23 protein-coding genes are annotated in these 23,530 nt (G+C 70.4%); 10 read left to right on the forward strand and 13 right to left on the reverse strand.

Features of this window, described 5'->3' with window-relative positions:
* Window positions 1-23 precede the first annotated feature (23 nt).
* Both atpA and J2847_RS22990 read right to left on the reverse strand, forming a co-directional pair.
* Window positions 24-1,553 carry a F0F1 ATP synthase subunit alpha gene (atpA, locus tag J2847_RS22985; protein ID WP_085556080.1) on the reverse strand — a complete coding sequence of 510 codons (1,530 nt, stop codon included), beginning with the start codon at window positions 1,551-1,553 and terminating at the stop codon, window positions 24-26.
* Window positions 1,553-2,122, reverse strand: coding sequence for a F0F1 ATP synthase subunit delta (locus J2847_RS22990; protein WP_209781152.1), 570 nt, complete (start codon window positions 2,120-2,122; stop codon window positions 1,553-1,555). The genes atpA and J2847_RS22990 overlap by 1 nt, the downstream gene beginning before the upstream one ends.
* Before the next feature lie 352 nt (window positions 2,123-2,474).
* Here J2847_RS22990 and J2847_RS22995 point away from each other — a divergent pair, with 352 nt between their 5' ends.
* A complete protein-coding gene (locus J2847_RS22995; protein ID WP_209781153.1) occupies window positions 2,475-2,816 on the forward strand; it encodes a hypothetical protein in 342 nt (113 codons plus the stop codon).
* Window positions 2,817-2,836: 20 nt separating this feature from the next.
* On the opposite strand, the gene J2847_RS23000 is transcribed toward J2847_RS22995, so the two are convergent.
* Together J2847_RS23000 and J2847_RS23005 are read right to left on the reverse strand one after the other, a co-directional pair.
* On the reverse strand, window positions 2,837-3,340 hold the full coding sequence (locus J2847_RS23000; RefSeq protein ID WP_233474727.1) for a cache domain-containing protein: 504 nt from the start codon (window positions 3,338-3,340) through the stop codon (window positions 2,837-2,839).
* Window positions 3,341-3,490: 150 nt separating this feature from the next.
* Window positions 3,491-5,743 (reverse strand): primosomal protein N', encoded by a 2,253-nt coding sequence (locus J2847_RS23005; protein WP_233474728.1) that lies wholly within the window; start codon window positions 5,741-5,743, stop codon window positions 3,491-3,493.
* Between the two features lie 104 nt (window positions 5,744-5,847).
* On the opposite strand from J2847_RS23005, the gene fsa reads away from it, so the two are divergent.
* The 6 genes from fsa to rpmG all read left to right on the forward strand — a co-directional run bounded on the left by fsa (window position 5,848) and on the right by rpmG (window position 12,662).
* Entirely contained in the window at window positions 5,848-6,504 is a 657-nt protein-coding gene (fsa, locus tag J2847_RS23010; RefSeq protein ID WP_085557304.1) for a fructose-6-phosphate aldolase, read from the forward strand.
* A gap of 17 nt (window positions 6,505-6,521) precedes the next feature.
* Window positions 6,522-7,235, forward strand: coding sequence for a DUF484 family protein (locus J2847_RS23015; protein WP_209781155.1), 714 nt, complete (start codon window positions 6,522-6,524; stop codon window positions 7,233-7,235).
* Window positions 7,236-7,273: 38 nt separating this feature from the next.
* Entirely contained in the window at window positions 7,274-8,224 is a 951-nt protein-coding gene (locus tag J2847_RS23020) for a tyrosine recombinase XerC (RefSeq protein ID WP_209781156.1), read from the forward strand.
* Between the two features lie 94 nt (window positions 8,225-8,318).
* Window positions 8,319-10,505, forward strand: a complete 2,187-nt coding sequence (rnr, locus tag J2847_RS23025) for a ribonuclease R (protein ID WP_209781157.1) — start codon at window positions 8,319-8,321, stop codon at window positions 10,503-10,505.
* A 228-nt stretch (window positions 10,506-10,733) separates the two neighbouring features.
* On the forward strand, window positions 10,734-12,347 hold the full coding sequence (locus J2847_RS23030) for a S41 family peptidase (protein ID WP_209781158.1): 1,614 nt from the start codon (window positions 10,734-10,736) through the stop codon (window positions 12,345-12,347).
* Window positions 12,348-12,494: 147 nt separating this feature from the next.
* A complete protein-coding gene (gene rpmG, locus J2847_RS23035) occupies window positions 12,495-12,662 on the forward strand; it encodes a 50S ribosomal protein L33 (RefSeq protein ID WP_085556071.1) in 168 nt (55 codons plus the stop codon).
* 76 nt (window positions 12,663-12,738) lie between these two features.
* Here rpmG and gcvA read toward each other — a convergent pair whose 3' ends face one another.
* Window positions 12,739-13,623: a transcriptional regulator GcvA gene (gene gcvA, locus J2847_RS23040; RefSeq protein WP_209781159.1), complete on the reverse strand. Its 885-nt coding sequence runs from the start codon at window positions 13,621-13,623 to the stop codon at window positions 12,739-12,741.
* 126 nt (window positions 13,624-13,749) lie between these two features.
* Here gcvA and J2847_RS23045 point away from each other — a divergent pair, with 126 nt between their 5' ends.
* A complete protein-coding gene (locus J2847_RS23045) occupies window positions 13,750-14,178 on the forward strand; it encodes a VOC family protein (RefSeq protein ID WP_209781160.1) in 429 nt (142 codons plus the stop codon).
* 33 nt (window positions 14,179-14,211) lie between these two features.
* On the opposite strand, the gene J2847_RS23050 is transcribed toward J2847_RS23045, so the two are convergent.
* Complete coding sequence (locus J2847_RS23050; protein ID WP_233474729.1) at window positions 14,212-15,789, reverse strand: ABC transporter ATP-binding protein; 1,578 nt, start codon at window positions 15,787-15,789, stop codon at window positions 14,212-14,214.
* A gap of 15 nt (window positions 15,790-15,804) precedes the next feature.
* The gene (locus J2847_RS23055) at window positions 15,805-16,803 is read right to left on the reverse strand and encodes a BMP family lipoprotein (RefSeq protein WP_209781161.1); all 999 of its coding nucleotides are present in this window, start codon (window positions 16,801-16,803) and stop codon (window positions 15,805-15,807) included.
* 233 nt (window positions 16,804-17,036) lie between these two features.
* Between J2847_RS23055 and J2847_RS23060 the strand changes: the two genes are divergently transcribed.
* A complete protein-coding gene (locus J2847_RS23060; protein WP_223677847.1) occupies window positions 17,037-17,672 on the forward strand; it encodes a LysE family translocator in 636 nt (211 codons plus the stop codon).
* Between the two features lie 3 nt (window positions 17,673-17,675).
* Here the strand turns inward: J2847_RS23060 and J2847_RS23065 are convergent, their stop codons facing one another.
* The 3 genes from J2847_RS23065 to J2847_RS23075 all read right to left on the reverse strand — a co-directional run bounded on the left by J2847_RS23065 (window position 17,676) and on the right by J2847_RS23075 (window position 20,034).
* Window positions 17,676-18,332 (reverse strand): DedA family protein, encoded by a 657-nt coding sequence (locus tag J2847_RS23065; protein WP_209781162.1) that lies wholly within the window; start codon window positions 18,330-18,332, stop codon window positions 17,676-17,678.
* A 114-nt stretch (window positions 18,333-18,446) separates the two neighbouring features.
* Window positions 18,447-19,775: a DNA polymerase III subunit epsilon gene (locus J2847_RS23070; RefSeq protein ID WP_209781163.1), complete on the reverse strand. Its 1,329-nt coding sequence runs from the start codon at window positions 19,773-19,775 to the stop codon at window positions 18,447-18,449.
* A gap of 97 nt (window positions 19,776-19,872) precedes the next feature.
* Window positions 19,873-20,034: a hypothetical protein gene (locus tag J2847_RS23075; protein WP_209781164.1), complete on the reverse strand. Its 162-nt coding sequence runs from the start codon at window positions 20,032-20,034 to the stop codon at window positions 19,873-19,875.
* Window positions 20,035-20,408: 374 nt separating this feature from the next.
* Here J2847_RS23075 and J2847_RS23080 point away from each other — a divergent pair, with 374 nt between their 5' ends.
* A complete protein-coding gene (locus tag J2847_RS23080) occupies window positions 20,409-20,858 on the forward strand; it encodes a pilus assembly protein TadG-related protein (protein WP_209781165.1) in 450 nt (149 codons plus the stop codon).
* 126 nt (window positions 20,859-20,984) lie between these two features.
* On the opposite strand, the gene J2847_RS23085 is transcribed toward J2847_RS23080, so the two are convergent.
* The 3 genes from J2847_RS23085 to J2847_RS23095 all read right to left on the reverse strand — a co-directional run bounded on the left by J2847_RS23085 (window position 20,985) and on the right by J2847_RS23095 (window position 23,354).
* Entirely contained in the window at window positions 20,985-21,935 is a 951-nt protein-coding gene (locus J2847_RS23085; protein WP_085556063.1) for an anti-sigma factor family protein, read from the reverse strand.
* On the reverse strand, window positions 21,935-22,447 hold the full coding sequence (locus J2847_RS23090) for a sigma-70 family RNA polymerase sigma factor (RefSeq protein ID WP_085556062.1): 513 nt from the start codon (window positions 22,445-22,447) through the stop codon (window positions 21,935-21,937). The genes J2847_RS23085 and J2847_RS23090 overlap by 1 nt, the downstream gene beginning before the upstream one ends.
* A gap of 223 nt (window positions 22,448-22,670) precedes the next feature.
* Window positions 22,671-23,354: a metal-dependent hydrolase gene (locus tag J2847_RS23095; RefSeq protein WP_209781166.1), complete on the reverse strand. Its 684-nt coding sequence runs from the start codon at window positions 23,352-23,354 to the stop codon at window positions 22,671-22,673.
* Window positions 23,355-23,530 lie beyond the last annotated feature (176 nt).

The raw sequence follows: 23,530 nt of genomic DNA on the forward strand, positions 1-23,530 counted from the left end.
CCCGCCCCCTGTTGCTCGTCGGATCAGACGAAGACCTTGGAGAAGCTGTCGAGGAAGGCCTTCAGCTTTTCCTCGGTCGCCGACGTGATCTGCTTGTCGGTGCGGATCGCCGCCAGGATGTCGGCGCCCTTGGCGCGGATTTCCGACAGGAACTTCGCCTCGAAGCGGTTGACGTCCTCGACCTTGATCGCGTCCAGATAGCCCTTCACGCCGGAGAAGATCGAGACGACCTGCTCCTCGACGGGCAGCGGCTGGAACTGGCCCTGCTTCAGCAGCTCGGTCAGACGGGCGCCACGGGCCAGCAGGCGCTGGGTCGAGGCGTCGAGGTCCGAGGCGAACTGCGCGAAGGCGGCCATCTCGCGGTACTGCGCGAGCTCCATCTTGATGGTGCCGGCGACCTGCTTCATCGCCTTGATCTGGGCGGCGGAGCCGACGCGGGACACCGACAGGCCGACGTTGATGGCCGGACGGATGCCGCGGTAGAACAGGCCGGTTTCCAGGAAGATCTGGCCGTCGGTGATCGAGATCACGTTCGTCGGGATGTAGGCCGACACGTCGCCGGCCTGCGTCTCGATGACCGGCAGGGCGGTCAGCGAGCCGTTGCCGTGGGCGTCGCCCATCTTGGCGGCGCGCTCGAGCAGGCGCGAGTGGAGGTAGAACACGTCGCCGGGGTAGGCTTCGCGGCCGGGCGGACGGCGGAGCAGCAGCGACATCTGGCGGTAGGCGACGGCCTGCTTGGACAGGTCATCGTACACGATCAGGGCGTGCATGCCGTTGTCGCGGAAATACTCGCCCATCGTGCAGCCGGTGTAGGGCGCCAGGAACTGCAGCGGGGCCGGTTCCGAGGCCGTGGCGGCGACGACGATGGAGTATTCCATGGCGCCGGCGTCTTCCAGGGTCTTGACGATCTGGGCGACGGTGGAGCGCTTCTGGCCGATGGCGACGTAGATGCAGTAGAGCTTCTTGCTCTCGTCGTCGCCCTGGTTGATCGGCTTCTGGTTCAGGAAGGTGTCGATGACGACGGCGGTCTTGCCGGTCTGGCGGTCACCGATGATCAGCTCGCGCTGGCCGCGCCCGATCGGAACCAGGCTGTCGACGGCCTTCAGGCCGGTCTGCATCGGCTCGTGCACCGACTTGCGCGGGATGATGCCGGGGGCCTTCACTTCCACGCGGGTGCGGGTCACGTCGACCAGCGGGCCCTTGCCGTCGATCGGGTTGCCCAGACCGTCGACCACGCGGCCCAGCAGGCCCTTGCCGACGGGGACGTCGACGATGGTGCCGGTGCGCTTGACGGTGTCGCCTTCCTTGATGCCGCGGTCGTCGCCGAAGATCACGATGCCGACATTGTCGGTCTCGAGGTTCAGCGCCATGCCTTGCAGGCCACCGGGGAACTCGACCATCTCGCCGGCGCGCACGTTGTCCAGGCCGTGCACGCGGGCGACGCCGTCGCCCACCGACAGAACCTGACCGACTTCGGCGACATCCGCCTCGGTACCGAAATTCGCGATCTGCTGCTTGAGGATCGCAGAGATTTCTGCGGCGCGGATATCCATCAGACTGACCCCCCTGAGGCCTTCATGGCGAGTTGCAACTTGTTCAGCTTCGTGCGCACCGAGGTATCGACCATGCGCGAGCCGAACTTGACGATCATGCCGCCGATCAGCTCGGGATCGACGGAGGTGCTCACCAGCACCTTGGAACCGATGGACGCCTTCAGCGCGTCGACCACGGCCGCGTGCTGGGCGTCGCTCAGCGGCTGGGCCGAGGTGACCTGGGCGGTCACCTCGCCGCGGCGCCGGGCCAGCTCGGCCAGGAAGCCCTCGATCATGCCGTCGATCGCGAAGAGGCGGCGGTTCGCCGCCACCAGCCCGATGAAGCGCTTGGTCAGATCGGACAGGCCGGCGCTGTCCAGGACAGCGGCCATCGCGCGGGCCTGGTCGGCACGGCTGATCACGGGGCTGCGGACGAGGCGACGCAGGTCAGCGCTCTCGGCCAGGATCTGCTTCAGCGTGGACAGATCGCTCGCGACCGTGTCCAACGCCTGGTTTTCGTCCGCAAGCTCGAACAGCGCGGTGGAGTAGCGCGCGGCGAGTTCGGAAACGCCTGTTCCTTCGGATGCCACCTGATCCCTCGAATTGAGTTCGGTAGACGGTGAATTCGGCGGCCCTAGAGGGTGTCAACCCGAGGCACAAACACCCCGGCCGCGAAAGCGAGCGGTCCAATATCACAGGATCCGCCACCGCGCAACGGAGTCTGGACAATTTGACTGCGGCGTTTTGAGCGGTTGCGGAATCTTCGGTCGGGCCACCGGTGAATCCGGTCCAGTGGTCGGACCGGCTGTGACCTCCGAGGTCACGCGGACTCAACTTAAGCGGCAATTAACCATTCGGGCGCAAGGTCGCCGCACCGCTTGTTTCAGAGCCGCTTCTTCGGTTCGCCTCATTTCGGGACACCGAAACGAAAGGCCCTCCACCATGACCGCCACCGCCGCCGCCAGCACCGCCACCGTCCTCGCCTTCTCGCGGGCCCGCTTCACGCCGGACGACCTCGCCACCTTCGAATCCATCGCCGAACCCAAGCTGCGGGACGGTCACTGGGTCGGCGTGGTGCGCGAGTCGGGGCGCGGGCACGACCGGCTGCTGGTGCTGCTGCCGGAGGTCGACAAGCCGGTGTTCCGGTTCGAGCGCGACGGCGAGGGGCGCTACAGCCTGTCCTTCCACGACCGATCCGGCTGGTACGGCATCGGCGCCGGCGGCAGCGCCGCCGAGTGCCTGGCGATCTGGCGCCCCCGCCCGGCCAAGCCGGCGGCGCGCTGAGCGTCCCTGGGACCGGCGGTTCAGCGGTAGACGCCGACCGCCAGCGTGTAGGATTCGCCGCCCAGCTCAAGGCGGCGCGCGTGCAGCGTCTTGCGGGTGATCTGGCCCGACAGCGGGTCGAGCCATTGATAGGTGACGTCGGCCCTGCCCTGCCGCCCGACGCCTTCCAGCGCCTCCTTCATGAACAGCTTGCCGTCCACGTCGCGCAGGTCGAGCAGGTTCGATCCGTTCAGCGCCGGCGTCCAGCCATGCGCCACCATCACCCCCTCGCGGTCCAGCAGCATCGGGTAGAGGTCACGGTCGATGAAGGCGCCCTCGCGGTCGGCGAAGGCGCCGACGGCGGCGTCCGCGCCATGGCGGCGCAGGAACTGCTCCGCCCGGTCCATCATCGCCCCGGCCTCGGCGTCGCTGCCGCGCGTGCGGGCGGGCGCCCCCGCGGCCAGCGCGATGACCAGCAGCAGCAGCAGAACCGGAAGAACCGTCAGCAGGGTGTGGCGGTGGACGCGGCCGCTCAGCCTGTGCATGAGTGATCTCGGGTAGAGGGCGGAGCCAAAAATGACCGCACCGTGGTAATACCATGATGAGGTCCATGGCAATGGACCAATCGTCACAGGTGCCATGCCGTGACGCCGACGCTGCCCGCCACGGGTCTTCCCCCTGTTTTGTTTCGGGTTCTACAGGAAGCTGTAGGGGTCGACATCGATCTGCACGCGGACCGCGGGCGGAATTTCGACGCGCTCCAGCCATTCCGCAATCAGGGGCTGCACCGGGGTGCTGCGCGGCGCCTTCAGCAGCAGCCGGCGGCGATGACGGCCGCGCAGCAGCGCCAGCGGCGCCGGGGCCGGCCCCAGCACATGCACCGTCTCGCTGCGCGGCGCCGCGCGGCCGAGCGCCATCGCCACCCGCTCCACCAGCGTCGGATCCTCGCCGGACACGATCAGCGCCGCCAGCCGGCCGAAGGGCGGCATCCCGGCCTCCAGCCGCATCTCCGCCTCCAGTTGATAGAAGCCGTCGCGGTCGCCGGCGGCCAACGCCTGCATCACCGGGTGCTCCGGCATGAAGGTTTGCAGCATGACCCGCCCCGGCCGCTCGCCGCGCCCGGCCCGCCCCGCCACCTGGTGGAGAAGCTGGTAGGTCCGCTCGGCCGCCCGCAGGTCGCCGCCGTTCAGCCCGAGGTCGGCGTCCACCACCCCGACCAGGGTCAGCATCGGGAAATGGTGGCCCTTGGCCATCACCTGGGTGCCGATGATGATGTCCAGCTCATGGTCGCCGACCTTGCGCACCATCTCCTGGATGGCGCGCGGGCCGAACAGCGTGTCCGACGCCATGATGGCGGCGCGGGCCTCGGGGAAGAGCTCGGCCACCTCCTCGGCGATGCGCTCGACCCCCGGCCCGCAGGCGGCCATGCTGCCCTCCTCGCCGCATTCCGGGCAGGCGTGCGGCAGCGGCTGCGACAGGCCGCAATGATGGCACTGGAGCTTGCGCGCGAGCCGGTGCTCGACCAGCCACGCCGTGCAGTTCGGGCATTGCATGCGGTGGCCGCAGGCACGGCACAGAGTCAACGGAGCGTAGCCGCGCCGGTTCAGGAACAGCATCGCCTGCTCGCCGCCGGCCAGCGTCTCGGTCAGCGCCCTGGTCAGGCTCGGCGCCAGCCAATGGCGGGCCGGCGGACGGTCGCGCCGCAGGTCGACCAGCTCGATGTCCGGCAGCACGGCGCCGCCATGGCGGCCCGGCAGCTCGATGCGGGCGTAGCGCCGGCTGTCGGCGTTGACCTTGGTCTCCAGCGACGGGGTGGCCGAGACCAGCACGATCGGCAGCCCGCCGAGATGGGCCCGCGCCACCGCCATGTCGCGGGCGTGGTAGATGGCGCCCTCCTCCTGCTTGTAGGCCGAATCGTGCTCCTCGTCGACGACGATGACGCCGAGGTCGGGATAGGGCAGGAACAGGGCGGAGCGGGCGCCGACCACCACCGGCACCTCGCCCTTGGCGACGGCGCGCCAGGTGTCGCGGCGCTGGGCGCCGGTCAGCTCGGAGTGCCATTCGGCGGGCGGCGCGCCGAAGCGGCGGGCGAAGCGGTCGAGCCACTGGGCCGACAGCGCGATCTCCGGCAGCAGGACCAGCGCCTGCTTACCCTGCTTCAGCGCGGCGGCGATCGCCTCGTAATAGACCTCGGTCTTGCCCGACCCGGTGACGCCGTCGAGCAGCACGGTCGAATAGCCGCCGGCCTCGACGCGGGTCCGCAGATCGTCGGCGGCGGCCTGCTGGGTCGCCGACAGGGCCGGGCCGGGCCGCAGCCAGTCGGGTTGCCGGCCGATCGTCGTCGGGTTCAGCATCACCGGCTCCAGCAGCCCGGCCTCGGCCAGCCCGCGCACCACGGTGACGCCGCAGCCGGCCTCCTCCGCCAGTTCGGACGGCGTGCGCGGCGGACCGCCGGCCAGCGTGTCGTCGAGGAGCGCCAGCACCCTCTTGCGCGGGTCGGTCATCTTGAAGCCGGGCGGCGGCTCGGCGCCGGGCTTGCGCGTGTAGGCCAGCATCGGCCTGGGCGGCTCCAGCGCCGACGGCACGCTCATCGCCATGCGCAGCACGAAGCCGGGCAGCGTCATGGTGTAGGCGGCCACCCACTCGACGAAGCGGCGGGCGACCCCGGTCATCGCCGGCACGTCGAAGCGGCGGACCACCGGCTTCAGGCGCCCGCTCTCGACCTGCCCGCTCCCCGGCCCCCAGACGACGCCGACGACGCGGCGCGGCCCGAGCGGCACCTCCACGATATCGCCGGGGTTGAGCGTCATGCCGTCGGGCACGCGGTAGTCGTAGGGCTCGCGCAGCGGCAGGGGCAGCAGCACGGCGACGCGCGGCACCGCCCCCAGAAGATCCCATCCAAGATCCCCCTGGGTCGCGGGGCCGGAACTGGCGGAAGGCTCACGCATCGGCTACAGTGACCTCATGTCCCGGACACCGGGCGGGGCGGCGCGTCGGTAAGGTGCCGGTGCGGCCGGTCCCGGTCATCTTCTGCAAGCATGGACCCTTCGTCATGAAGTTCTTCGTCGACACCGCCGACATTGCCGAAATCCGCGATCTGGCCGATTCCGGTCTGCTGGACGGTGTTACCACCAACCCCACCCTGATCGCCAAGAGCGGCCGCAAGTTCCTCGACCTCGTCGCCGAGATCTGCGAAGTGGTGAACGGCCCGGTCAGCGCCGAGGTGGCCTCCACCGATTTCGAGACCATGCTGGCCGAAGGCCACAAGATCGCCAAGATCTCGCACCGCGTCGCGGTGAAGGTGCCGCTGACCCCGGCCGGGCTCAAGGTCTGCAAGATCCTGTCGTCGGAAGGGACGATGGTCAACGTCACGCTGTGCTTCTCCCCGGCGCAGGCCATCCTCGCCGCCAAGGCCGGCGCCACCTTCGTGTCGCCCTTCGTCGGCCGGCTGGACGACATCGGCCAGGACGGCATGGGCATCATCACCGACATCTGCGAGATCTACAGCAACTACGAACAGTTCAAGACCGAGGTGCTGGTCGCCTCGATCCGCAACCCGATGCACATCGTCAAGGCCGCCCGCCTGGGCGCCCATGTGGTGACCGCCCCGGCGTCGGTGCTCAAGCAGCTCTTCAACCACCCGCTGACCGACAAGGGCCTCGCCCAGTTCGTCGACGACTGGAAGAAGACCGGCCAGTCGATCCTCTAAGGGCGGGCCGACGCGCCATGGGCCGGGAACCGGGCCACACCCAACGACCGACGCACACCCTCTCCGCCGAGGATGTCTGCGCCTATCTGCGGGACCACCCGGACTTCCTGGTCCAGAACGCCGATCTGGTCCACCACCTGACCCCGCCGTCGCTCGACCGCGGGCGCGGGGTGGTGGACCTCCAGGCCTTCATGGTCGAGCGGCTGCGCGGCGAGGTGCGGCGCCTGAAGGCCGAGCAGCGCGAGCTGATCGTCACCAGCCGCGCCAACCTGAACAGCCAGAACCGCATCCACGCCGCCGTGCTGTTCCTGCTCGACGCCCAGAGCTTCGAGCAGCTGATCCAGACCATCACCACCGATCTGGCGGTTCTGCTCGACCTCGACGTCGCCTGTCTGGTCGTCGAATCGAACGGGGCCGACATCCCGCACGTCCACACGTCCGGCGTGCGCGTGGTCGAGCCGGGGGCCATCGCCGGGCGGCTGGGCCGCGCCGACGTGGTGCTGAACAAGGACATCCAGGGCGACCCCGACATCTACGGCCCCGGCGCCGGTCTGGTGCGGTCCGAGGCGCTGATCCGCATCCATGTGTCGAGCGAGACGCCCGAGGGGATGCTGGCCTTCGGCAGCCGCGAGCCCGACACCTTCCACGGCGGCCAGGGCACCGAGCTGGTCGGCTTCCTCGCCCGCGTGGTCGAGCGGGTCATCCGCGGCTGGCTGGAGCTGCCGGCGTGACCGAATGCGGATGACCAGACCCCGATGACCACATCCCGATGACCGAACCGAGCCTCGGCTTCGCCGCCAAGCCCGACGTGCAGGAGGCGCTGGAGCACTGGCGCCGCTGGATGGAGAGCGAGCGCACCCTCTCCCGCCACACCCTGTCGGCCTACATCGGCGACGTCGCCGAGTTCCTCCAGTTCCTCACCGAATACCGCGGCGGCGGCACGCCCTCGCTCAACGACCTCGGCGATTTGAAGGCCGGCGACTTCCGCGCCTGGCTGTCGCGGCTCGCCATGGCCGGGCTGGTCGGGGCGAGCCGGGCGCGCAAGCTCGCCGCCGTGCGCAACCTGTTCCGCTGGATGGACCGCAGCGGGCGCCTGCACAACCCGGCGGTGGCCTCGCTGGCCACGCCGAAGGTGCTGCGCCCGGCCCCCCGCCCGCTGACCGAGATCGACGCCGGCCGTTTCCTGGGCGAGGCCGAGCAGGACCGCGAGGAACCGTGGATCGGCAAGCGCGACCGCGCCCTGTTCACCCTGCTCTACGGCTGCGGCCTGCGCATCTCGGAAGCGCTGGGGCTGGCGCGCAAGGACGCGCCGCTCGGCGACACCCTGCGCGTCACCGGCAAGGGCCGCAAGGAGCGCATGATCCCGGTGCTGCCGGCGGTCAACGAGACGGTGCGCGCCTATCTCGACCTCTGCCCCTTCACGCTGGCGCCGGACGGGCCGCTGTTCGTGGGCGTGCGCGGCAAGCGGCTCAACCCCGGCATCGCCCAGCATCAGATGCAGCGCCTGCGCGGGCTGATGGACCTGCCGGACAGCGCCACCCCGCACGCCCTGCGCCACAGCTTCGCGACGCATCTGCTGGCCGGCGGCGGCGACCTGCGGGCGATCCAGGATCTGCTGGGCCACGCCTCGCTGTCGACGACCCAGCGCTACACCGACGTCGAGAACGAGCAGTTGATGAGCGTCTACCGCTCCGCCCATCCGCGGGCGCGGAAGACGTGACGCTGGACGAGCGGGCGATCGCGCGGGGAGTGGTTGGATTTCCCCGAGCCAGGGCTTACCTATCCGCCCTCCCCTTCCCGAACGGCGCCCTCCCTTGACCGACTCCCGCTTTCCCACCAAGGACGCCGTCCTCGCCTTCATCCGCTCCAGCACGGTGCCGGTCGGCAAGCGGGAGATCGCCCGCGCCTTCAAGCTGTCCGGCTCCGCGGACCGCGAGCGGCTGAAGGAGCTGCTGCGCGACCTGGAGGCCGGCGGCACCGTCGAGCGCGGCCGCAACAAGCGCATGGCTCCGCCGCAATCGCTGCCCGAGGTCGCCGTCCTGGAGGTGTCCGGCATCGACCCCGACGGCGAACTCCAGGCCCGCCCGCTGACCTGGACCGGCGAGGGCGCGCCGCCGCGCATCTTCCTGCTGCCGGAGTCCAAGGGTAGGCGCAAGGGCGACCGACCCGGCCTTCCCGCCCTGGCCGTCGGCGACAGGCTGCTCGCCAAGCTGGCCCGCATCAACGACCGGCTCTACGAGGGCCGCATCGTCCGCCGGGTTGACGCCGGAACCGACGGCCGCATCCTCGGCGTCTACCGGCCGGCGCCCGACGGCGGGCGCATCCTGCCGACCGACCGCCGCAACCGCACCGAGTTCGTCGTCCTGCCGCCCAACCGGGGCGACGCCGAGGACGGCGACCTCGTGCTGGCCGACATCCTGCCGGCCGGGCGGCTCGGCCTGCCGCAGGCCCGCGTGACCGAGCGCTTCGGCTCCACCGCCGAGCCGCGCGCCTTCAGCCTGATCGCCATCCACAGCCACGGCCTGCCGACCGACTTCCCCCACGCCGCCCTGCGCGAGGCCGAACTCGCCGCCGTGCCGCCGCTCGGGCAGCGCGAGGATCTGCGCGCCCTCCCGCTGGTCACCATCGACGGCTCCGACGCCCGCGACTTCGACGACGCGGTGTGGGCGGAGGCCGACCCCGACCCGGCCAACCCCGGCGGCTGGCACCTGCTGGTCGCCATCGCCGACGTCTCCTACTACGTCCGCCCCGGCTCGGCGCTCGACCGCGCCGCCTACGAGCGCGGCAACTCGGTCTATTTCCCCGACCGGGTCGTGCCGATGCTGCCGGAAGCCTTGTCGAACGGGCTGTGTTCCCTGCGGCCGGGCGAGGACCGCGCCTGCCTCGCCTTCCACCTGTGGCTCGACCGCAACGGTGCGCTGATCCGGCACCGGCTGGTGCGCGGGCTGATGCGCTCCGCCGCCCGGCTGACCTACGAACAGGTCCAGGCCTGCCGGGACGGGCGGCCGGACGACGACACCGGCCCGCTCGCCGAACCGGTGATCGCCCCGCTCTACGGCGCGTACGAGCGGCTTTGGCAGGCGCGTGCGCGGCGCGGCACGCTGGAGCTCGATCTGCCGGAACGGCGCGTGCGGGTCGACGAGCGCGGCCGGGTCCTCGGCATCGCCGTGCGCGAGCGGCTCGACAGCCACCGGCTGATCGAGGAGTTCATGATCGCCGCCAACGTCGCCGCCGCCGAGACGCTGGAGGCGCGGACCATGCCCGGCCTCTACCGCGTCCACGACCAGCCGGCGATGGAGAAGATGGAATCCCTGCGCGGCTTCCTGACCAGCCTCGGCCTGACCCTGCCCAAGCGGCAGGAGCTGACGCCCGACCATTTCACCCGAATCCTGCGCAAGGTGGAGGGCACGCCCGAGGCCCCGCTGGTCAGCGAGGTCGTGCTGCGCGCCCAGGCCCAGGCCGTCTACAGCCCGGAGAACATCGGGCATTTCGGCCTCGCCCTGCGGCGCTACGCGCATTTCACCTCGCCGATCCGCCGCTACGCCGATCTGATCGTCCACCGCGCGCTGATCCGCAGCCTCAACCTCGGCGTCGGCGGGCTCGACGACGGGGCGCTCGGGCGGCTGGAGGAGATCGGCGATCACATCTCCACCACCGAACGGCGGGCGGCGGCGGCGGAACGCGACGCGGTGGACCGCTTCACCGCCGCCCATCTCGCCGACCGGATCGGTGATCGCTTCGCCGGCCGCATCGCCGGGGTGACGCGCTTCGGCCTGTTCGTGCGGCTCGACGAAAGCGGCGCCGACGGGCTGGTCCCGGCCAGCACCCTGCCCGACGACCGTTACGAGCATGACGAGGCGAAGCACGCGCTGGTCGGCGAGCGCAGCGGCCGCGCCTACCGCCTCGGCGCGCCGGTGGCGGTGGTGCTGACCGAGGCCGATCCGCTGACCGGCAGCACCCTGTTCCGGCTCGCCGACCCCGGGTCCGACCCCCAGGTGTGACCGTCAAGCCACGCTTCCACTCACCAGCGAAAGCGTGGCGTTTCAGCGAGTCGGCCAGGCAAGCGTGGCCTTGACGCCACACTGGCATGGAATTCGCAAGATTGTGTTGGGACTCTCAATTTTGTCCCGCTCCGGCCACGAACGATGGTGCTATCTCTTACCCATCCGGGATCGGGATCATCCCCCCTCCGGTCCGGATTTGCTGGAAAGGGAGGCCGGGTTCGCCCCATGGCCAGTCGCGATCGCAACGCTCCGTCTCGCGTTTCGCCGTTCCGGGTTCTGTCGCATCGCCTGCGCGGAGCACGACGCATCGCCGCTCCCGCCGCCGCCGCCTTCCTTGCCCTCAACGCCCATGGCAACCCGGTCCACGCCGTGCCGAACGCCGATCCGGCGACGGTCAGCGAACAGGTCTTCGCCGTCGGCTTCGGCAAGATCGCCGAGGTCTACCTGAAGCCGGTCAGCTTCGACCAGCTCGGCGTCGACGGGCTGAAGGGCCTGACCGTCATCGACCCGACCGTCAAGGTCGAGCGCGCCAACAGCACCGTACGCCTGTACGTGTCCGGCGGCCTGGCCGGCGAGTACGGCGCCGCCGGGGCGGCCGACGCCGCCGGCTGGGCGACCTTGACCACGCGCGTCATCGACCGCGCCCGCCTCTATTCGCCGCCGATCGCCCAGGCGACGCCCGAGCGCATCTATCAGGTGGTGTTCGACGGCGTGACCGCCGACCTCGACGGCTATTCCCGCTACACCGGCGTCCAGCGCGCGACCAACGAACGGGCGCAGCGCGAGGGCTACGGCGGCATCGGCGTCTCGCTCGACCTCGCCAACGGACGGGTGACGGTGCGCGACGTGCTGCCGCGCAGCCCGGCCGACCGCTCCGGCGTGCGCGACGGCGACCAGCTGCTCGCCATCGACGGCGACCTGACCGGCCGCATGAGCGAGGCCGACATGCGCGACCGGCTGCGCGGCCCGACCGGCACCATCGTCATGGTGACGCTGGCCCGCGACGGCGGCACGCCGCGCCGCCTGCCGCTGCGCCGCGAGCGGGTGGTGCCCAACACCGTCAGCTATTCGATCACCGATCAGGTCGGCGTGATGAAGCTGGAGCGCTTCAACGCGACGACCGCCGCCAACCTGCGCGAGACGGTGGCGACCATCCGCCAGAGCGCCGGGCGGAACCTGCGCGGCCTCGTGCTCGACCTGCGCGGCAACCCCGGCGGGCTGCTCGACCAGGCGGTGTCGGTCGCCGACCTGTTCATCCGGCGCGGCCGCATCATCGCCACCGAGGGGCGCCACCCCGACAGCCGCCAGCGCTTCGACGCCGCGCCCGACGACATCGCCGACGGGCTGCCGCTGGTGGTGCTGGTCGACGGCCGCTCGGCCTCCTCGGCGGAGGTGGTGGCGGCGGCGCTCCAGGATTCGGGCCGCGCGGTGGTGGTCGGCGCCTCCTCCTACGGCAAGGGCAGCGTCCAGACGGTGACCCGCCTGCCCAACGACGGCGAGCTGTTCCTGACCTGGAGCCGCATCTACACCCCGGCCGGCTACACCCTGCACCGCCAGGGCGTCCAGCCCACCGTCTGCACCAGCCGGGCCGGCCAGGACGACCCCGACACCCTGCTGGGCGACCTGCGCGACGGGCGGCTGCGCCCGACCCAGATCGCCGGCTGGCGCGCCAAGGCGGCCGACGACGAGCAGGCGCTGGCCCGGCTCCGCGAGTCCTGCCCCTGGAAGGAGCACGAACCGGAACTGGACCTGAAAGTCGCGACGCGGCTGCTGTCCGAACCGGCGCTTTACCAGCGCGCGGCGGCTCTTGCCGTGGTCAACACGGTGGCGGAGCGTTAGACTCGGCGACTTGACCGAGCCGCCATTTTGTTCTTGGAAGCCGCCTCCCTTACCTCTTGACATCGTGGTGGCAGACGGTATCTTCCGCCGCTACGACGCCGCCCCCGCCGGGCCGGCGGGCACGGATTTTTTGTCGGGATCGAGATCATGGCCAAGCAGAACACCGTCCTCATCAAGCTGCTGAGCACGGCTGACACCGGTTTCTTCTACGTGAAGAAGAAGAACCCGAAGAAGACCACCGAGAAGCTGTCGTTCCGCAAGTACGACCCGGTGGCTCGCAAGCATGTCGAGTTCAAGGAAGCCAAGATCAAGTAAGGCTCCCGATCGACCGCTACACGAAAGGCCGCCCAATGGGCGGCCTTTTCGTTTTCAGGCCATTCCCAATTCCGTCTCACCCAAGCTCCGTCAGCAGCCACGCCTTGAACTGGCGGACTCGGCGCGCCCTCTCGGCGCCCGGCGCGTGGGCGATGAAGTAGCTGCCGCGCTGGCGCAGCGTCTCGGCAAAGGGCTGGACCAGCCGGCCCGAGGCCAGATCCTCCTGCACCAGGAAGACCGGCAACAGCGCCACCCCCATGCCGGCCGATGCCGCCTCGATGATCATGAAGAAATGCTCGAAGCCGAGCGACAGGGACGATTCCGGCAGGGTCAGGCCGAAGGCGCCGAGATAGCCGCGCCAGGAATCGGGCCGCGTCGTGTGCTGGAGCAGCCGGTGCTTGGGCAGGTCGGAGGGGTGGCGCAGCGGCGGTCCCTGCTCCAGCAGCGACGGGGCGCAGAAGACGCCGATCGTCTCGGCCATCAGCGGCGTGGTGACGGTGCCCGGCCAGCCGGCCACCCCGAAGCGGATGGCGACGTCCAGCGGCTCCTTGGCGAAATCGACGTTGTGCTCGCCGACGCTGACGTCCACCAGGATGTCGGGATTCTCGGCCTGGAAACGCTTCAGCCGCGGCACCAGCCAGCGCTGCGCCAGCGTCGGCAGCGCGCTGACCCGCAGCACGCCCCCCTCCTGCAACCGCGCCGCCCGCGCCGCCGCCGCGATGCGGTCGAGCGCCTGCGAGGCCTCGGCGTAGAACGCCTCGCCGGTCGGCGTCAGCTCGATGCCGCGCCCGACGCGGCGGAACAGCTCGACGCCGAGGTCCGCGTGCAGCGTCTGCATCATCCGGCTCACCGCCCCTTGCGTCACCGACAGGTCGGCCGCCGCCTTCGTGAAGCTGAGATGGCGCGCCACCGCGACGAAACTGCGGACGGCGTTCAGGGACGGCAGGGAGCGGTCGGACATGGGGTTGGGCCGATCTATGAGTTCAACTCATACAAATCCGACCAAGAACTCGTTTGTCAACCCCGCGACGATGCGGTCTGCTGGGAACCGCAACAGCCATCCGCCAGCGGGAAAGAGACCTCACCCATGAGCACACTGACGCCCTTCCACATCGCCTTCCCGGTCGACGATCTGGCCGAGGCCCGCCGCTTCTACGGCCATGTGCTCGGCTGTCCGGAGGGGCGGAGCAGCGACCAGTGGATCGACTTCGACCTGTTCGGCCACCAGATCGTCGCCCACCTGAAGCCGCGCGAGGCGGCGGCTCCCGGTGCCCACCACAACCCGGTGGACGGTCACGACGTGCCGGTGCCGCATTTCGGCGTCGTGCTGCAACCCGCCGACTGGGACGCCCTGGCCGAGCGCCTGAAGGCGGCCGGCGTGACATTCGTGATCGAGCCCTACACCCGCTTCAAGGGGCAGGTCGGCGAGCAGTCGACCATGTTCTTCCTCGACCCGGCCGGCAACGCGCTGGAGTTCAAGGCGTTCGCCGACATGGGGCAGCTGTTCGCGAAATAATGATCGTCCCTCTCCCGATGCGGGAGAGGGACCTCAATCCGCCGCGCCGGCCATCATCAGGCCCAGCCGCTTCTCGTCGGCCTCGTCGGGAGCGACCTCCCCCACCAGATGGCCGTCGAACATCACCAGGATGCGGTCGGACAGCGCGCGGATCTCGTCCAGCTCGACCGACACCAGCAGGATCGCCTTGCCCTGGTCGCGCAGGGCCACCAGCCGGCGGTGGATGAACTCGATGGCGCCGATGTCGACGCCGCGCGTCGGCTGGCCGACCAGCAGCAGGTCGGGGTTCCGCTCGATCTCGCGCGCCAGCACGATCTTCTGCTGGTTGCCGCCGGAAAAGTTGGCGGCGCTCAGGCCGCCGTCGCGCGGGCGCGTGTCGTAATCCTCCATCTGGCGGGCGCAGCGCTCGGCCACCGCGGCGCGGTCGAGCAGCAGGCCGCCGTTCCAGGCCGGGTCGTCCTGGAAGCCGAGGATCGAGCATTCCTCCGCCGAGAAGCTGGTGACCAGACCGACCCGCTGGCGGTCCTCCGGAATGTGGCCGACGCCGAGACGCCGCAGCGCCCGCGCGTTGAAGCGCTCGGGACGCCCGGCCATCTCCTCGCCGCGCAGCCGCACCGACCCGCCGGCGATGGGCCGCATGCCGGCCAGCGCCTCCAGCAGCTCCGACTGGCCGTTGCCGGAGACGCCGGCGATGCCGACGATCTCGCCCGCCCGCACCGACAGCCCGACGCCCTTGACCCGCTCCACCCCGGACGGGTCGCGCACGCGCAGCCCCTCCACCCGCAGCACCTCGGCGCCCGGCCGGGCCGGCGGCTTGTCGACCCGCAGCAGAACCTTGCGGCCGACCATCAGTTCGGCGAGCTGTTCGCGGCTGGTGTCGCGGGTGGCGACGTCGGCGACCACCTGGCCGCGCCGCATGACCGTCACGTTGTCGGTCAGCTCCATGATCTCGCGCAGCTTGTGGGTGATGATGACCACCGTCTTGCCCTGCGCCCGCAGCGCGCGGAGGATGCGGAAGAGATGGTCCGCCTCCTGCGGGGTCAACACCCCGGTCGGCTCGTCGAGGATCAGGATGTCGGCGCCGCGATAGAGCGCCTTCAGGATCTCCACCCGCTGCTGGGCCCCGACCGGCAGGTCGCCGACCGGACAATCCAGATCCACCTCCAGCCCGTAGTCGCGGGCCAGCCGGATCAGCTCGGCGCGGGCGCGGGCCAGCCCGGCCGACAGGGTGACGCCGCCCTCAGCCCCCAGCAGCACGTTCTCCAGCACGCTGAACGGGTCGACCAGCATGAAGTGCTGGTGGACCATGCCGATGCCGGCGTCCAGCGCGTGGCGCGGGCTGCGGATGGCGACCGGCCGGCCGTTCACCCGGATCTCCCCGCTGTCGGCGCGCAGATAGCCGTAGACGATGCTCATGATCGTCGACTTGCCGGCGCCATTCTCGCCGATCACCCCGTGGATGGTTCCGGCGGGGATGGCCAGCGACACGTCGCGGTTGGCGTGGTTGGCGCCGAACCATTTGTTGATCGCCACCGCCTCCAGCGCGGCCGGCGGCGGGGACGGGCCGGAGGAAGCGGGGGCGGGATTCGGGGGCGGGAGGGCGCCGTCCATGGCGGGGCCGTGGCGTCAGGGCTGGTAGGGCTTCACCGCCAGCTTGCCGTCGATGATGTCCTTCCTGGCGGCCTCCAGCTTCGCCTCGACCTCCGGGGAGATCAGCGCCCGGTTGTTGGCGTCGAGCGCATAGCCGACGCCCTCCTCCTTCAGCCCGACGACGCGGTGGCCGGGCTTCCAGCTCCCTTCCTTGGCGGTCTTCATGCAGTCGTAAACGACGACGTCGACGCGCTTGACCATCGAGGTCAGCACCTTGCCGGGATGGACGTGGTTCTGGTTGCTGTCGACGCCGATGCCGAGCTTGCCGGCGTCCGCCGCCGCCTGGAGCACGCCGAGGCCGGTCGCGCCCGCCGCCGCGAACACCACGTCGGCGCCGCGCCCGAACTGGCTCTTCGCGAGTTCGGCGCCGCGCGTCGGGTCGTTCCAGGCGGCTGGCGTGGTGCCGGTCATGTTGACGAACACCTCGTTTCCGGCCGCGACGTGCTTCACGCCCTGCTCGTAGCCGGTCAGGAAGTTGCGGATCAGCGGGATGTCCATGCCGCCGACGAAGCCGACCTTGCCGGTCTTCGACGCCAGCGCCGCCGCCATGCCGACCAGGAAGGAGCCCTCATGCTCCTTGAAGGTCACCGACTGGACGTTGGGCGCGTCGAGCTTGTCGTCGATCAGGCAGAACTTGGTGTTGGGCGAATCCTTGGCGACCTTCTCGACGGCGGCGGTCTGCGAGAAGCCGACGGCGACGATCACCGAGGCGCCGCGCCGCACCAGCGTGCGCATCGCCTGCTCGCGCTGGCCCTCGTTGGTGATCTCGAACTCGCGGTAGGCGGTGCCGGTGTCCTTCTTGAACCTTTCGGCGCCGTTGTAGGCCGCCTCGTTGAAGGACTTGTCGAACTTGCCGCCCTGGTCGAACACCACGGCCGGCACGAACTCCTGCGCCGCGGCCGGAGCGGTGGCGGCGACGATCGGCAGAGCCAGGGCCGAGCCCGTCAACAGCGCGGCAAGAAAACGCGTCTTCATGTCCCACCTTCTCCCGGACGTCGAAACCTGACCCAAAGGATATCCGTCCCATCATTCCACACAACAAAGAAACACTCGGCTCGAACAGCAGCGAATCCGGGTTCCCCCGGTTGAAGGATGGAAGATTGACGGATGCGGCCGGGCCGTTTATCACCCGCCGACGCGCCGGTGCGACGAATCGACACCGCGATGAATTCCTGGAATGGGGGCGACGCGCGGTGGCAGGCTTGTGGGTGCTGATTCAGGGGATCGTCCTCGGGTTCGCCATCGCCGCGCCCGTCGGGCCGATCGGCCTGCTGTGCATCCGCCGCACGCTCCAGCACGGCCCGCTGATGGGCTTCTTCACCGGCTTCGGCGCCGCCATCGCCGACACCATCTACGGCGCCATCGCCGCCTTCGGCGTGTCGGCGGCGCTCAGCTTCCTGCGCGGGCACGAGGTCGCCTTCCAGCTCGTCGGCGGCATCTTCCTGCTGGTGGTCGCCGTCCGCACCTTCCGCCAGAAGCCCGACGCGGAGGAGCGCGAGGCGGCCTCGGCCCCCGACAGCAAGACCTGGATCGGCGGCTTCATGACCGGCCTGTCGCTGACGCTGACCAACCCGGCGACGATCATGGCCTTCATCGCCATCTTCGCCGGATTCGGGCTGGGCGGCACGCTGGACCGGGTCGAGGCGTCGACGCTGGTTCTCGGGGTGTTCCTGGGCGCGTCGCTCTGGTGGTTCACCCTGTCGATGGGGGTGGCGGCCGTCCGGCACCGCATCTCCGACCGGGGACTGGTCATGCTGAACCATTGCACCGGGGTGGCCCTGGCCGCATTCGGCCTGTGGGCGCTGGGCATGGCCGCCACCGGCATCGCCGCCAACGCCGGCTGACCCTCAGCAGTTGGGCGACGGGGTGTAGGGCCGCGGGCCGGCGGTCCCCTTGCGCAGCAGGCGCAAATGGCCGACCAGCCGGAACAGGTAGAGACCGACCAGGACCACCAGCAGCCCGACCGTGGCATACCCGACCAGCCGGTGGGCGAAGGGCCAGGAGGACAGCGTGTAGCCGGTCCAGGCCAGCACCAGCGTCCACAGGACCGACCCGATACCGGCGGCCAGGCAATAGTTGAGGATCGGCATCCGGCAGGCCCCCGCCGGAATCGAGATGAGCGTGCGCACGCCCGGCACCGGCTGCGAGAACAGGACGGCGAGGCCGCCGCGCTTCTCGAACCAGTCGGTGCTGCGCCGCACCTTCTTGGGGTGGATGGTCAGCCAGGGACCATACGTCTTCAGGAAAGCCTCCAGCCGGTCGCGCCCCATCAGGCGGCTCGGCAGGAACCAGACCAGCTGCCCGGCCAGCGAGCCGAGCCCGCCGGCGATGGCGATGCCGAGCAGGCTGTATTCGCCGGTCGCCGCGCCGATGCCGGCCAGCGGGATCACCGACTCGGCGGGCACCGGCGGCACGACGCGCGCCAGCACCAGCAGCAGGAAAATCCCCAGGTAATCGAGCTGGTGCATCACCTGCACCAGCCAGTCCGTCAATCCGCCGCTCATCGGTCACCGCCTGCCGCCGGCCATGGACACCGGTCGATTGCCGCTGGTTGGAACGCCGCCATGGGACAAGCAACGCTCCGGCGGCGGCGGCGGTTCCCGAGTTTGGATTCCGGGTCAGGCGGGCGCGGAACCGGACCCACCGGCCAGCAGCGCCCGAACCTGCCCGTGGGTGGCGATGCCGCGCGCGTCCAGCCGGCGCAGCAGGACCGCCGCCAGCTCGGCTTGCCGCAGCGCCGGAGCGAAGGGCCCGGCGGCGGCCGGCGCCACGCCGAAGGCATCCGCCAGCCGGTCGAGCGCCGCACCGGCCAGCGACGGCTCCAGCGCCACCGCCAGGGCGCCGAGATCGAGCGACGGCGGCAGGGGCGGCACCGGCAGCCCCACCTGCGCGCAGGTCCGCGCCAGCGCCGCCAGCGCCATGTCCACCCCGACGCCGACCGCGAGGCAATGGTGCATCGCCTCGGCGACCGACGGCCAGACCTCGGCGAAGGGACGCTCGCCGGCAACGGTGCCGGTGGCGATGCCGTGGCGGGCGGTGGCCTCCGCCGCGATCGGGGTGGCGGGATCGACCAGCAGCGACAGCGACACGGTGCGGAACACCCGCGCCCCGGCCAGACGCACCGTGCCGACGGCGACGACCGGTCCTTCCTCCGGCCCCGGCCCGGCGGTGGCCACCCACAGCGCGACGAAGGGCAGGGAGGCCAGCGGCTGCTCGTCGCCCAGCGGCTCGGCCGGAGCGGCCGGACGCAGGGACAGGGTGCGGGTGCCGCTCAGCCCGGCCCCGCCGCGCACGAAGGACAGGGCCACCCCGGCGTTCAGCCCGAGATCGACGACCCGCGCCGACAGCTCGCTGTCGTCGGAACGGCGCAGCACGGCCGGCGTCGCCTCGCCGCTGCCCCGCGCGCGCTCGATCGCCCGCGCCAGGTCGGCGCGGACCAGCGCCTGGCCGATGTCGTCGCCCTCCCCGATGTCCAGCAGGCGGGCGGCGGCGGCGTTGAGCCGCTCGACCCGCCCACGGTCGTCGAGCAGCAGAAGCGGCGAATCCGCCAGGGCCAGCAGGGCCGACAGGCTGCGTTCCGGACGGCCGGGGAGCGTCCGCTCGGCCATCCGGTCGGGACGCGCCAACTGGGCGGCGGCCTGGGCAAGCCGGCCGACCTCGTCGCTGCGGCCGGACGCCCAGTCGTCGTCGCGGCTCCGCCCCCCACCCCCGGCCAGCCGGTCGCGCAGGCGCCCGAGATCGCGGAAATGGCGGTTGAGCTTGGCGAAGACGATCCACACGGCGATCAGACCGATCCCGGCCGCCGCCATGTCGCGGATTTGGACCTCCCGCATCGGCACGCCCAGATCGATGCCGGCCGTCCCGGCGATGTCCATGCCGAGAAAGACCAGCGCCGCGGCGGCGGTCACCAGCCCGGCCATCGCCACCCGCCATGCACCGCCCATCATCGGGCCGCCTCCCGTTGCGTCACCGTCATGACCCGACATTACCCACAGCGGCGGAAACGGTGAAGCGGCCCGCCGTTCCGCGCTCCGAAAGGGCTGCTCAGAGGAGCGGGCCGGGCAAGCCGGCGATCAGCGCGGCGAGCGACCCGCGCACCTCCCCCGACAGGCCCAGCAGGAGAAGGGCGACCACCGCCACCAGGAGCGCGTGGTCGCGGCCCGGCAGGCCAAGCCGGTTGCGGACGGGGAAGCGGAGGTCGGGCATGGGCGCTCGCGGGGACATGGATGAGAAATCCGCAAGATTCTGGCGCCGGATCGGGAAACAATGTCTGAACGGACCGGATATTGTTAAGATTTGTCGCAAACTTGCCCCATTCCCTTGCGGACCCGAGCGTGGACCCGAGGCATCGGTCAAGTCGAGCCGCCCACCTTCACCCTACCATGGCATGGCTTCGACAGGGATCCTCCAGCGTCATACCCGATTACTCGGACCGGAGCTGGTTAACGTATAAAATACGCCGAAACTCGTTGTGAACTTTTTGGTAAAATCCAGGTTCTCGCAGCCTTAAACCCATGTTAAGAGAAGGCCGCCTATCTTCATCACTGCATTTCACATTGGCGATTGCTTGGGAGGCCGGAATGACCTTGGTCTATCGTCCCCTGCCCTACGGCGGGCATGAGGGCCGGCGGACGGGTCGACGTTTCGTACTCGTCCTGGCGCTGGTCCTCACCGCGCCGGCGATCCTCGGGGCTGGCTGCACGGTGGACGCGCTGCGCGGCTACGCGGTGCGGGCCCGGCTGGCGCAGGCGGTCGACTCGGCGGCGCTGGCCGGCGGACGGGTGATGTTCGACACCCAGCGCGACGGGCACATCCGCAGCTTCTTCGACAAGGCCTTCCCGAACGGCTTCCTGGGCGCCCACGCCGCCCCGCTGACCATCGCCGAGGATGCGGCGGCCGGCACGCTGACGGTCAGCGGCCGCGCCTCGCTGAACGCGATGTTCCTGCGCCTGTTCGGCAACGGCGACGTGACGGTCGAGGCCCGCTCCATCGTGCGCCGCGCCGTGCAGCACGCCCGCAAGGCGCAGTGACGCTTCGGCAGCGGCGCCTCCCGTCATGCCCGGGCTTGTCCCGGTCATCCACGCGGAGCCCTAAAGCTTGCCCGTGGATGCCCGTGCCAAGCACGGGCATGACGCAAGGAAACGGCGGCCCCCTTCTCAGCTGTCCTTCGGCTTCTGCGTGTCGCTGATCGGCTGGACGCCGGCCGGCTGGTCCTGCTGCTGTTGTTGCTGCTGCTGGTCCTGCGGGCGCTGATCCTGCGGGGGCGGTTCCTCGCGGCGCGGCGGGCCGGCCTTGACGTCGCTGTAGACCGCCTTGGCGATCTGGAGCAGTTCCTCCTTCGACAGACGCCCGGCCAGCGCGTAGGCCAGCGGCCCCTCGACCCAGTAGAAGGTCAGGACGTCGCCGTTCTGGGTGAAGCTGAACTCCGAGGCGTTGCCGGAGCGCGGCGCGCCGACGAACAGCGTGATCCGCTTGTTGCCGTCGTTGACGTACATGTACTGAGCGCCGGCGCCGAGATCGGTCGGCAGCGAGCGCCCGCCGATCAGCCGGAAACCGACCCGGCCGAGATCCGGTCCGAACACGTCGCGCCCCATCCGCTTGGACAGCCAGCCGTTCAGCTCGTCCTGGTTGTCGGCGCCAAGCTCGACCTGGAAGCGTTCGTCGGCGGTGTAGAAGCGGTGGGCCTGCGTCGCCTCCTCGGCGAAGGTGGCGAGCGTCTGGCGCTGCTGCTGCTGTTGCTGGACCACCGGCGAGGGACCTTGCGCGCCGCGCCCGAACCAGCCGCCGCCGGCCCCCGCCACCACCAGCATGACCGCGGCGGCGAATCGCACCAGCGGCCGGGCGTGCCAGGGCGGCCGGTTGTCGTTGAAGGCCAGCCGGCCCTTCAGCCGGTCGGCCAGTTCCTGCTCCTCGTCGGTCGGCGGCTCGCGCAGCACGGTGTCGAACAGGTCGTGCAGCAGCGCCGTCTGCGTCCGGTAATCCTCGGCCCGCCGGGCGGCCTCCGGATCGTCGGCCAGCCAGCGTTCCACCGCGAGACGGCGGTTGCCGTCCAGTTGGCCGTCCACATAGGCGTGGAGTTCGGCCTCGCTCACCCGTTGCGCGCTCATCACTTCACCCGCCGGAGGGCAACGCCGCCCTCGTTCGCCAGTTTCGCCCTGACCGCCTCGCGCGCCCGCGAGAGGCGCGACATGACGGTCCCGATCGGCACGCCGAGCATCTCGGCGACCTCGTCGTATTTCAGGCCCTCCAGCGCCACCAGAAGCAGCACCTTGCGCTGCTCCTCGGGCAGTTCGTCGACCGCGCGCATCATCTCGCGCAGTTCGACCCGCTCCTCCTGCCGTGCCGGCGTGACCAGCTTCGATTCGACGTCCTCGACGTCGACCTCGACCGGGCGGGAGGCCTTGGACCGGACCTGATTGACGTGGACGTTGTGCAGGATCGTGAACAGCCACGCCCGCAGGTTCGTCCCCGCCTGGAAGCTGTCGGCGCGCGCCACCGCGCGCGTCAGCGCCTCCTGCACCAGATCCTCGGCGTCCGCGCGGTTGTTGCGCAGCAAAGCCCGCGCGTAGCGCCGCAAGGACGCAATGTGGACTTCCAGATCGACCCCGAATTTGCTCAACCGCGCACCCGATCGTTTCGGTCACGCCATGGCTCGCGCCATGGCTCCCCTTCTCGACGAAGGGGTCGAGAACAGGAACGCGGCGCCGCAATCCAGGGCCGGGCCTTTTTGACAAGGACCCGATGCATATGGGTGCGAACGCGCGTCCCGCATCCTTTATTCCAGACTTTTGTCGGCGTGCAGCAAAATTCCGGCGAAAAGGTGGCGATGACGCGGAAAGGCTTCAGCCGCAACCACCGCAGGCGACCGCCGCGACCCGCTGCGGCGGCTTGGGAAGCGGTTTGGGGACCGGCTTGGGCGCTGCCGGCACCGGCCGGGCTTGGGGCGGAATGTGGGTTTCCACCACCGGCCGCAGCCGCGACAACGCGCGTTCGGTCTCGTCGAGGACGGCGACGACGCTGCGCCACGGCCCGGTGTCGAGGATGCCGCGCCAGTCGCAGCCGAACAGGCCGGAGATCAGCCAGCCGCACAGCAGGACGACGACGATCTGTTCGGAAAAACCGCCGGTCTTGATGATCGGCAGCGCGAAGGTGCGCCGCCGCTTCAGCGGGTAGAGCAGCGGCAGCCCGGCCGGCGACAGCAGGTCGCCCGCCAGATGCATCATGTAGCCGACCAGGAATGGCGCGGTGAAGCGGGCGTAGGCGCCGCTTTCCAGGAACAGCCAGGTGCAGGCCCCCACCGCCAGCAGCGAATGGGTGATGCCGCGATGGCCGAAGACGACGGAGATGGGAATCGAGATCGGCTTCAGCCGGCTGCCCAGCGCCGATTTCGGATGGTCGATGTCGGGCGCCAGCGAGCCGAGCACCGCCATGCCCAGCGCCAGCGGGTCGAGCGCGGGCAGGCCGAAGCGCGCCGACAGCCATGTCCAGGTCGCGGCACCGACGATGATGTGCGAGGACGCCATCATTTCGCGCCGTCCTCCCCCGATGCCCGCACCCTCGGTTCCCCTCCACGGTCTCCGCGTCTGCCGTGGCACGGAAAACGGAGGGAAATCCTAGCATCGGAACGCAGTCGGAACAACCATGCGGTGCGTGTGGCGGAGAGGAAACGGGAGGGGAGACGCCCCCTCCGCCACCATCGCGA

The sequence above is a fragment of the Azospirillum agricola genome (assembly GCF_017876095.1).
Classification (GTDB): Bacteria; Pseudomonadota; Alphaproteobacteria; order Azospirillales; family Azospirillaceae; genus Azospirillum; species Azospirillum agricola.

Coding starts and splice junctions, on each gene's coding strand:
- J2847_RS23000 (WP_233474727.1), bottom strand. CDS start 3,340: ATGCACAGGCTGAGCGGCCGCGTCCACCGCCACACCCTGCTGACGGTT.
- gcvA (WP_209781159.1), bottom strand. CDS start 13,623: ATGTCCGACCGCTCCCTGCCGTCCCTGAACGCCGTCCGCAGTTTCGTC.
- J2847_RS23055 (WP_209781161.1), bottom strand. CDS start 16,803: ATGAAGACGCGTTTTCTTGCCGCGCTGTTGACGGGCTCGGCCCTGGCT.
- J2847_RS23085 (WP_085556063.1), bottom strand. CDS start 21,935: ATGAGCGCGCAACGGGTGAGCGAGGCCGAACTCCACGCCTATGTGGAC.
- J2847_RS23005 (WP_233474728.1), bottom strand. CDS start 5,743: ATGCGTGAGCCTTCCGCCAGTTCCGGCCCCGCGACCCAGGGGGATCTT.
- J2847_RS23030 (WP_209781158.1), top strand. CDS start 10,734: ATGGCCAGTCGCGATCGCAACGCTCCGTCTCGCGTTTCGCCGTTCCGG.
- J2847_RS23075 (WP_209781164.1), bottom strand. CDS start 20,034: ATGCCCGACCTCCGCTTCCCCGTCCGCAACCGGCTTGGCCTGCCGGGC.
- J2847_RS23045 (WP_209781160.1), top strand. CDS start 13,750: ATGAGCACACTGACGCCCTTCCACATCGCCTTCCCGGTCGACGATCTG.
- J2847_RS23050 (WP_233474729.1), bottom strand. CDS start 15,789: ATGGACGGCGCCCTCCCGCCCCCGAATCCCGCCCCCGCTTCCTCCGGC.
- J2847_RS23065 (WP_209781162.1), bottom strand. CDS start 18,332: ATGAGCGGCGGATTGACGGACTGGCTGGTGCAGGTGATGCACCAGCTC.
- atpA (WP_085556080.1), bottom strand. CDS start 1,553: ATGGATATCCGCGCCGCAGAAATCTCTGCGATCCTCAAGCAGCAGATC.
- J2847_RS23070 (WP_209781163.1), bottom strand. CDS start 19,775: ATGATGGGCGGTGCATGGCGGGTGGCGATGGCCGGGCTGGTGACCGCC.
- fsa (WP_085557304.1), top strand. CDS start 5,848: ATGAAGTTCTTCGTCGACACCGCCGACATTGCCGAAATCCGCGATCTG.
- J2847_RS22995 (WP_209781153.1), top strand. CDS start 2,475: ATGACCGCCACCGCCGCCGCCAGCACCGCCACCGTCCTCGCCTTCTCG.
- J2847_RS23015 (WP_209781155.1), top strand. CDS start 6,522: ATGGGCCGGGAACCGGGCCACACCCAACGACCGACGCACACCCTCTCC.
- J2847_RS23080 (WP_209781165.1), top strand. CDS start 20,409: ATGACCTTGGTCTATCGTCCCCTGCCCTACGGCGGGCATGAGGGCCGG.
- J2847_RS23095 (WP_209781166.1), bottom strand. CDS start 23,354: ATGATGGCGTCCTCGCACATCATCGTCGGTGCCGCGACCTGGACATGG.
- J2847_RS23020 (WP_209781156.1), top strand. CDS start 7,274: ATGACCGAACCGAGCCTCGGCTTCGCCGCCAAGCCCGACGTGCAGGAG.
- rpmG (WP_085556071.1), top strand. CDS start 12,495: ATGGCCAAGCAGAACACCGTCCTCATCAAGCTGCTGAGCACGGCTGAC.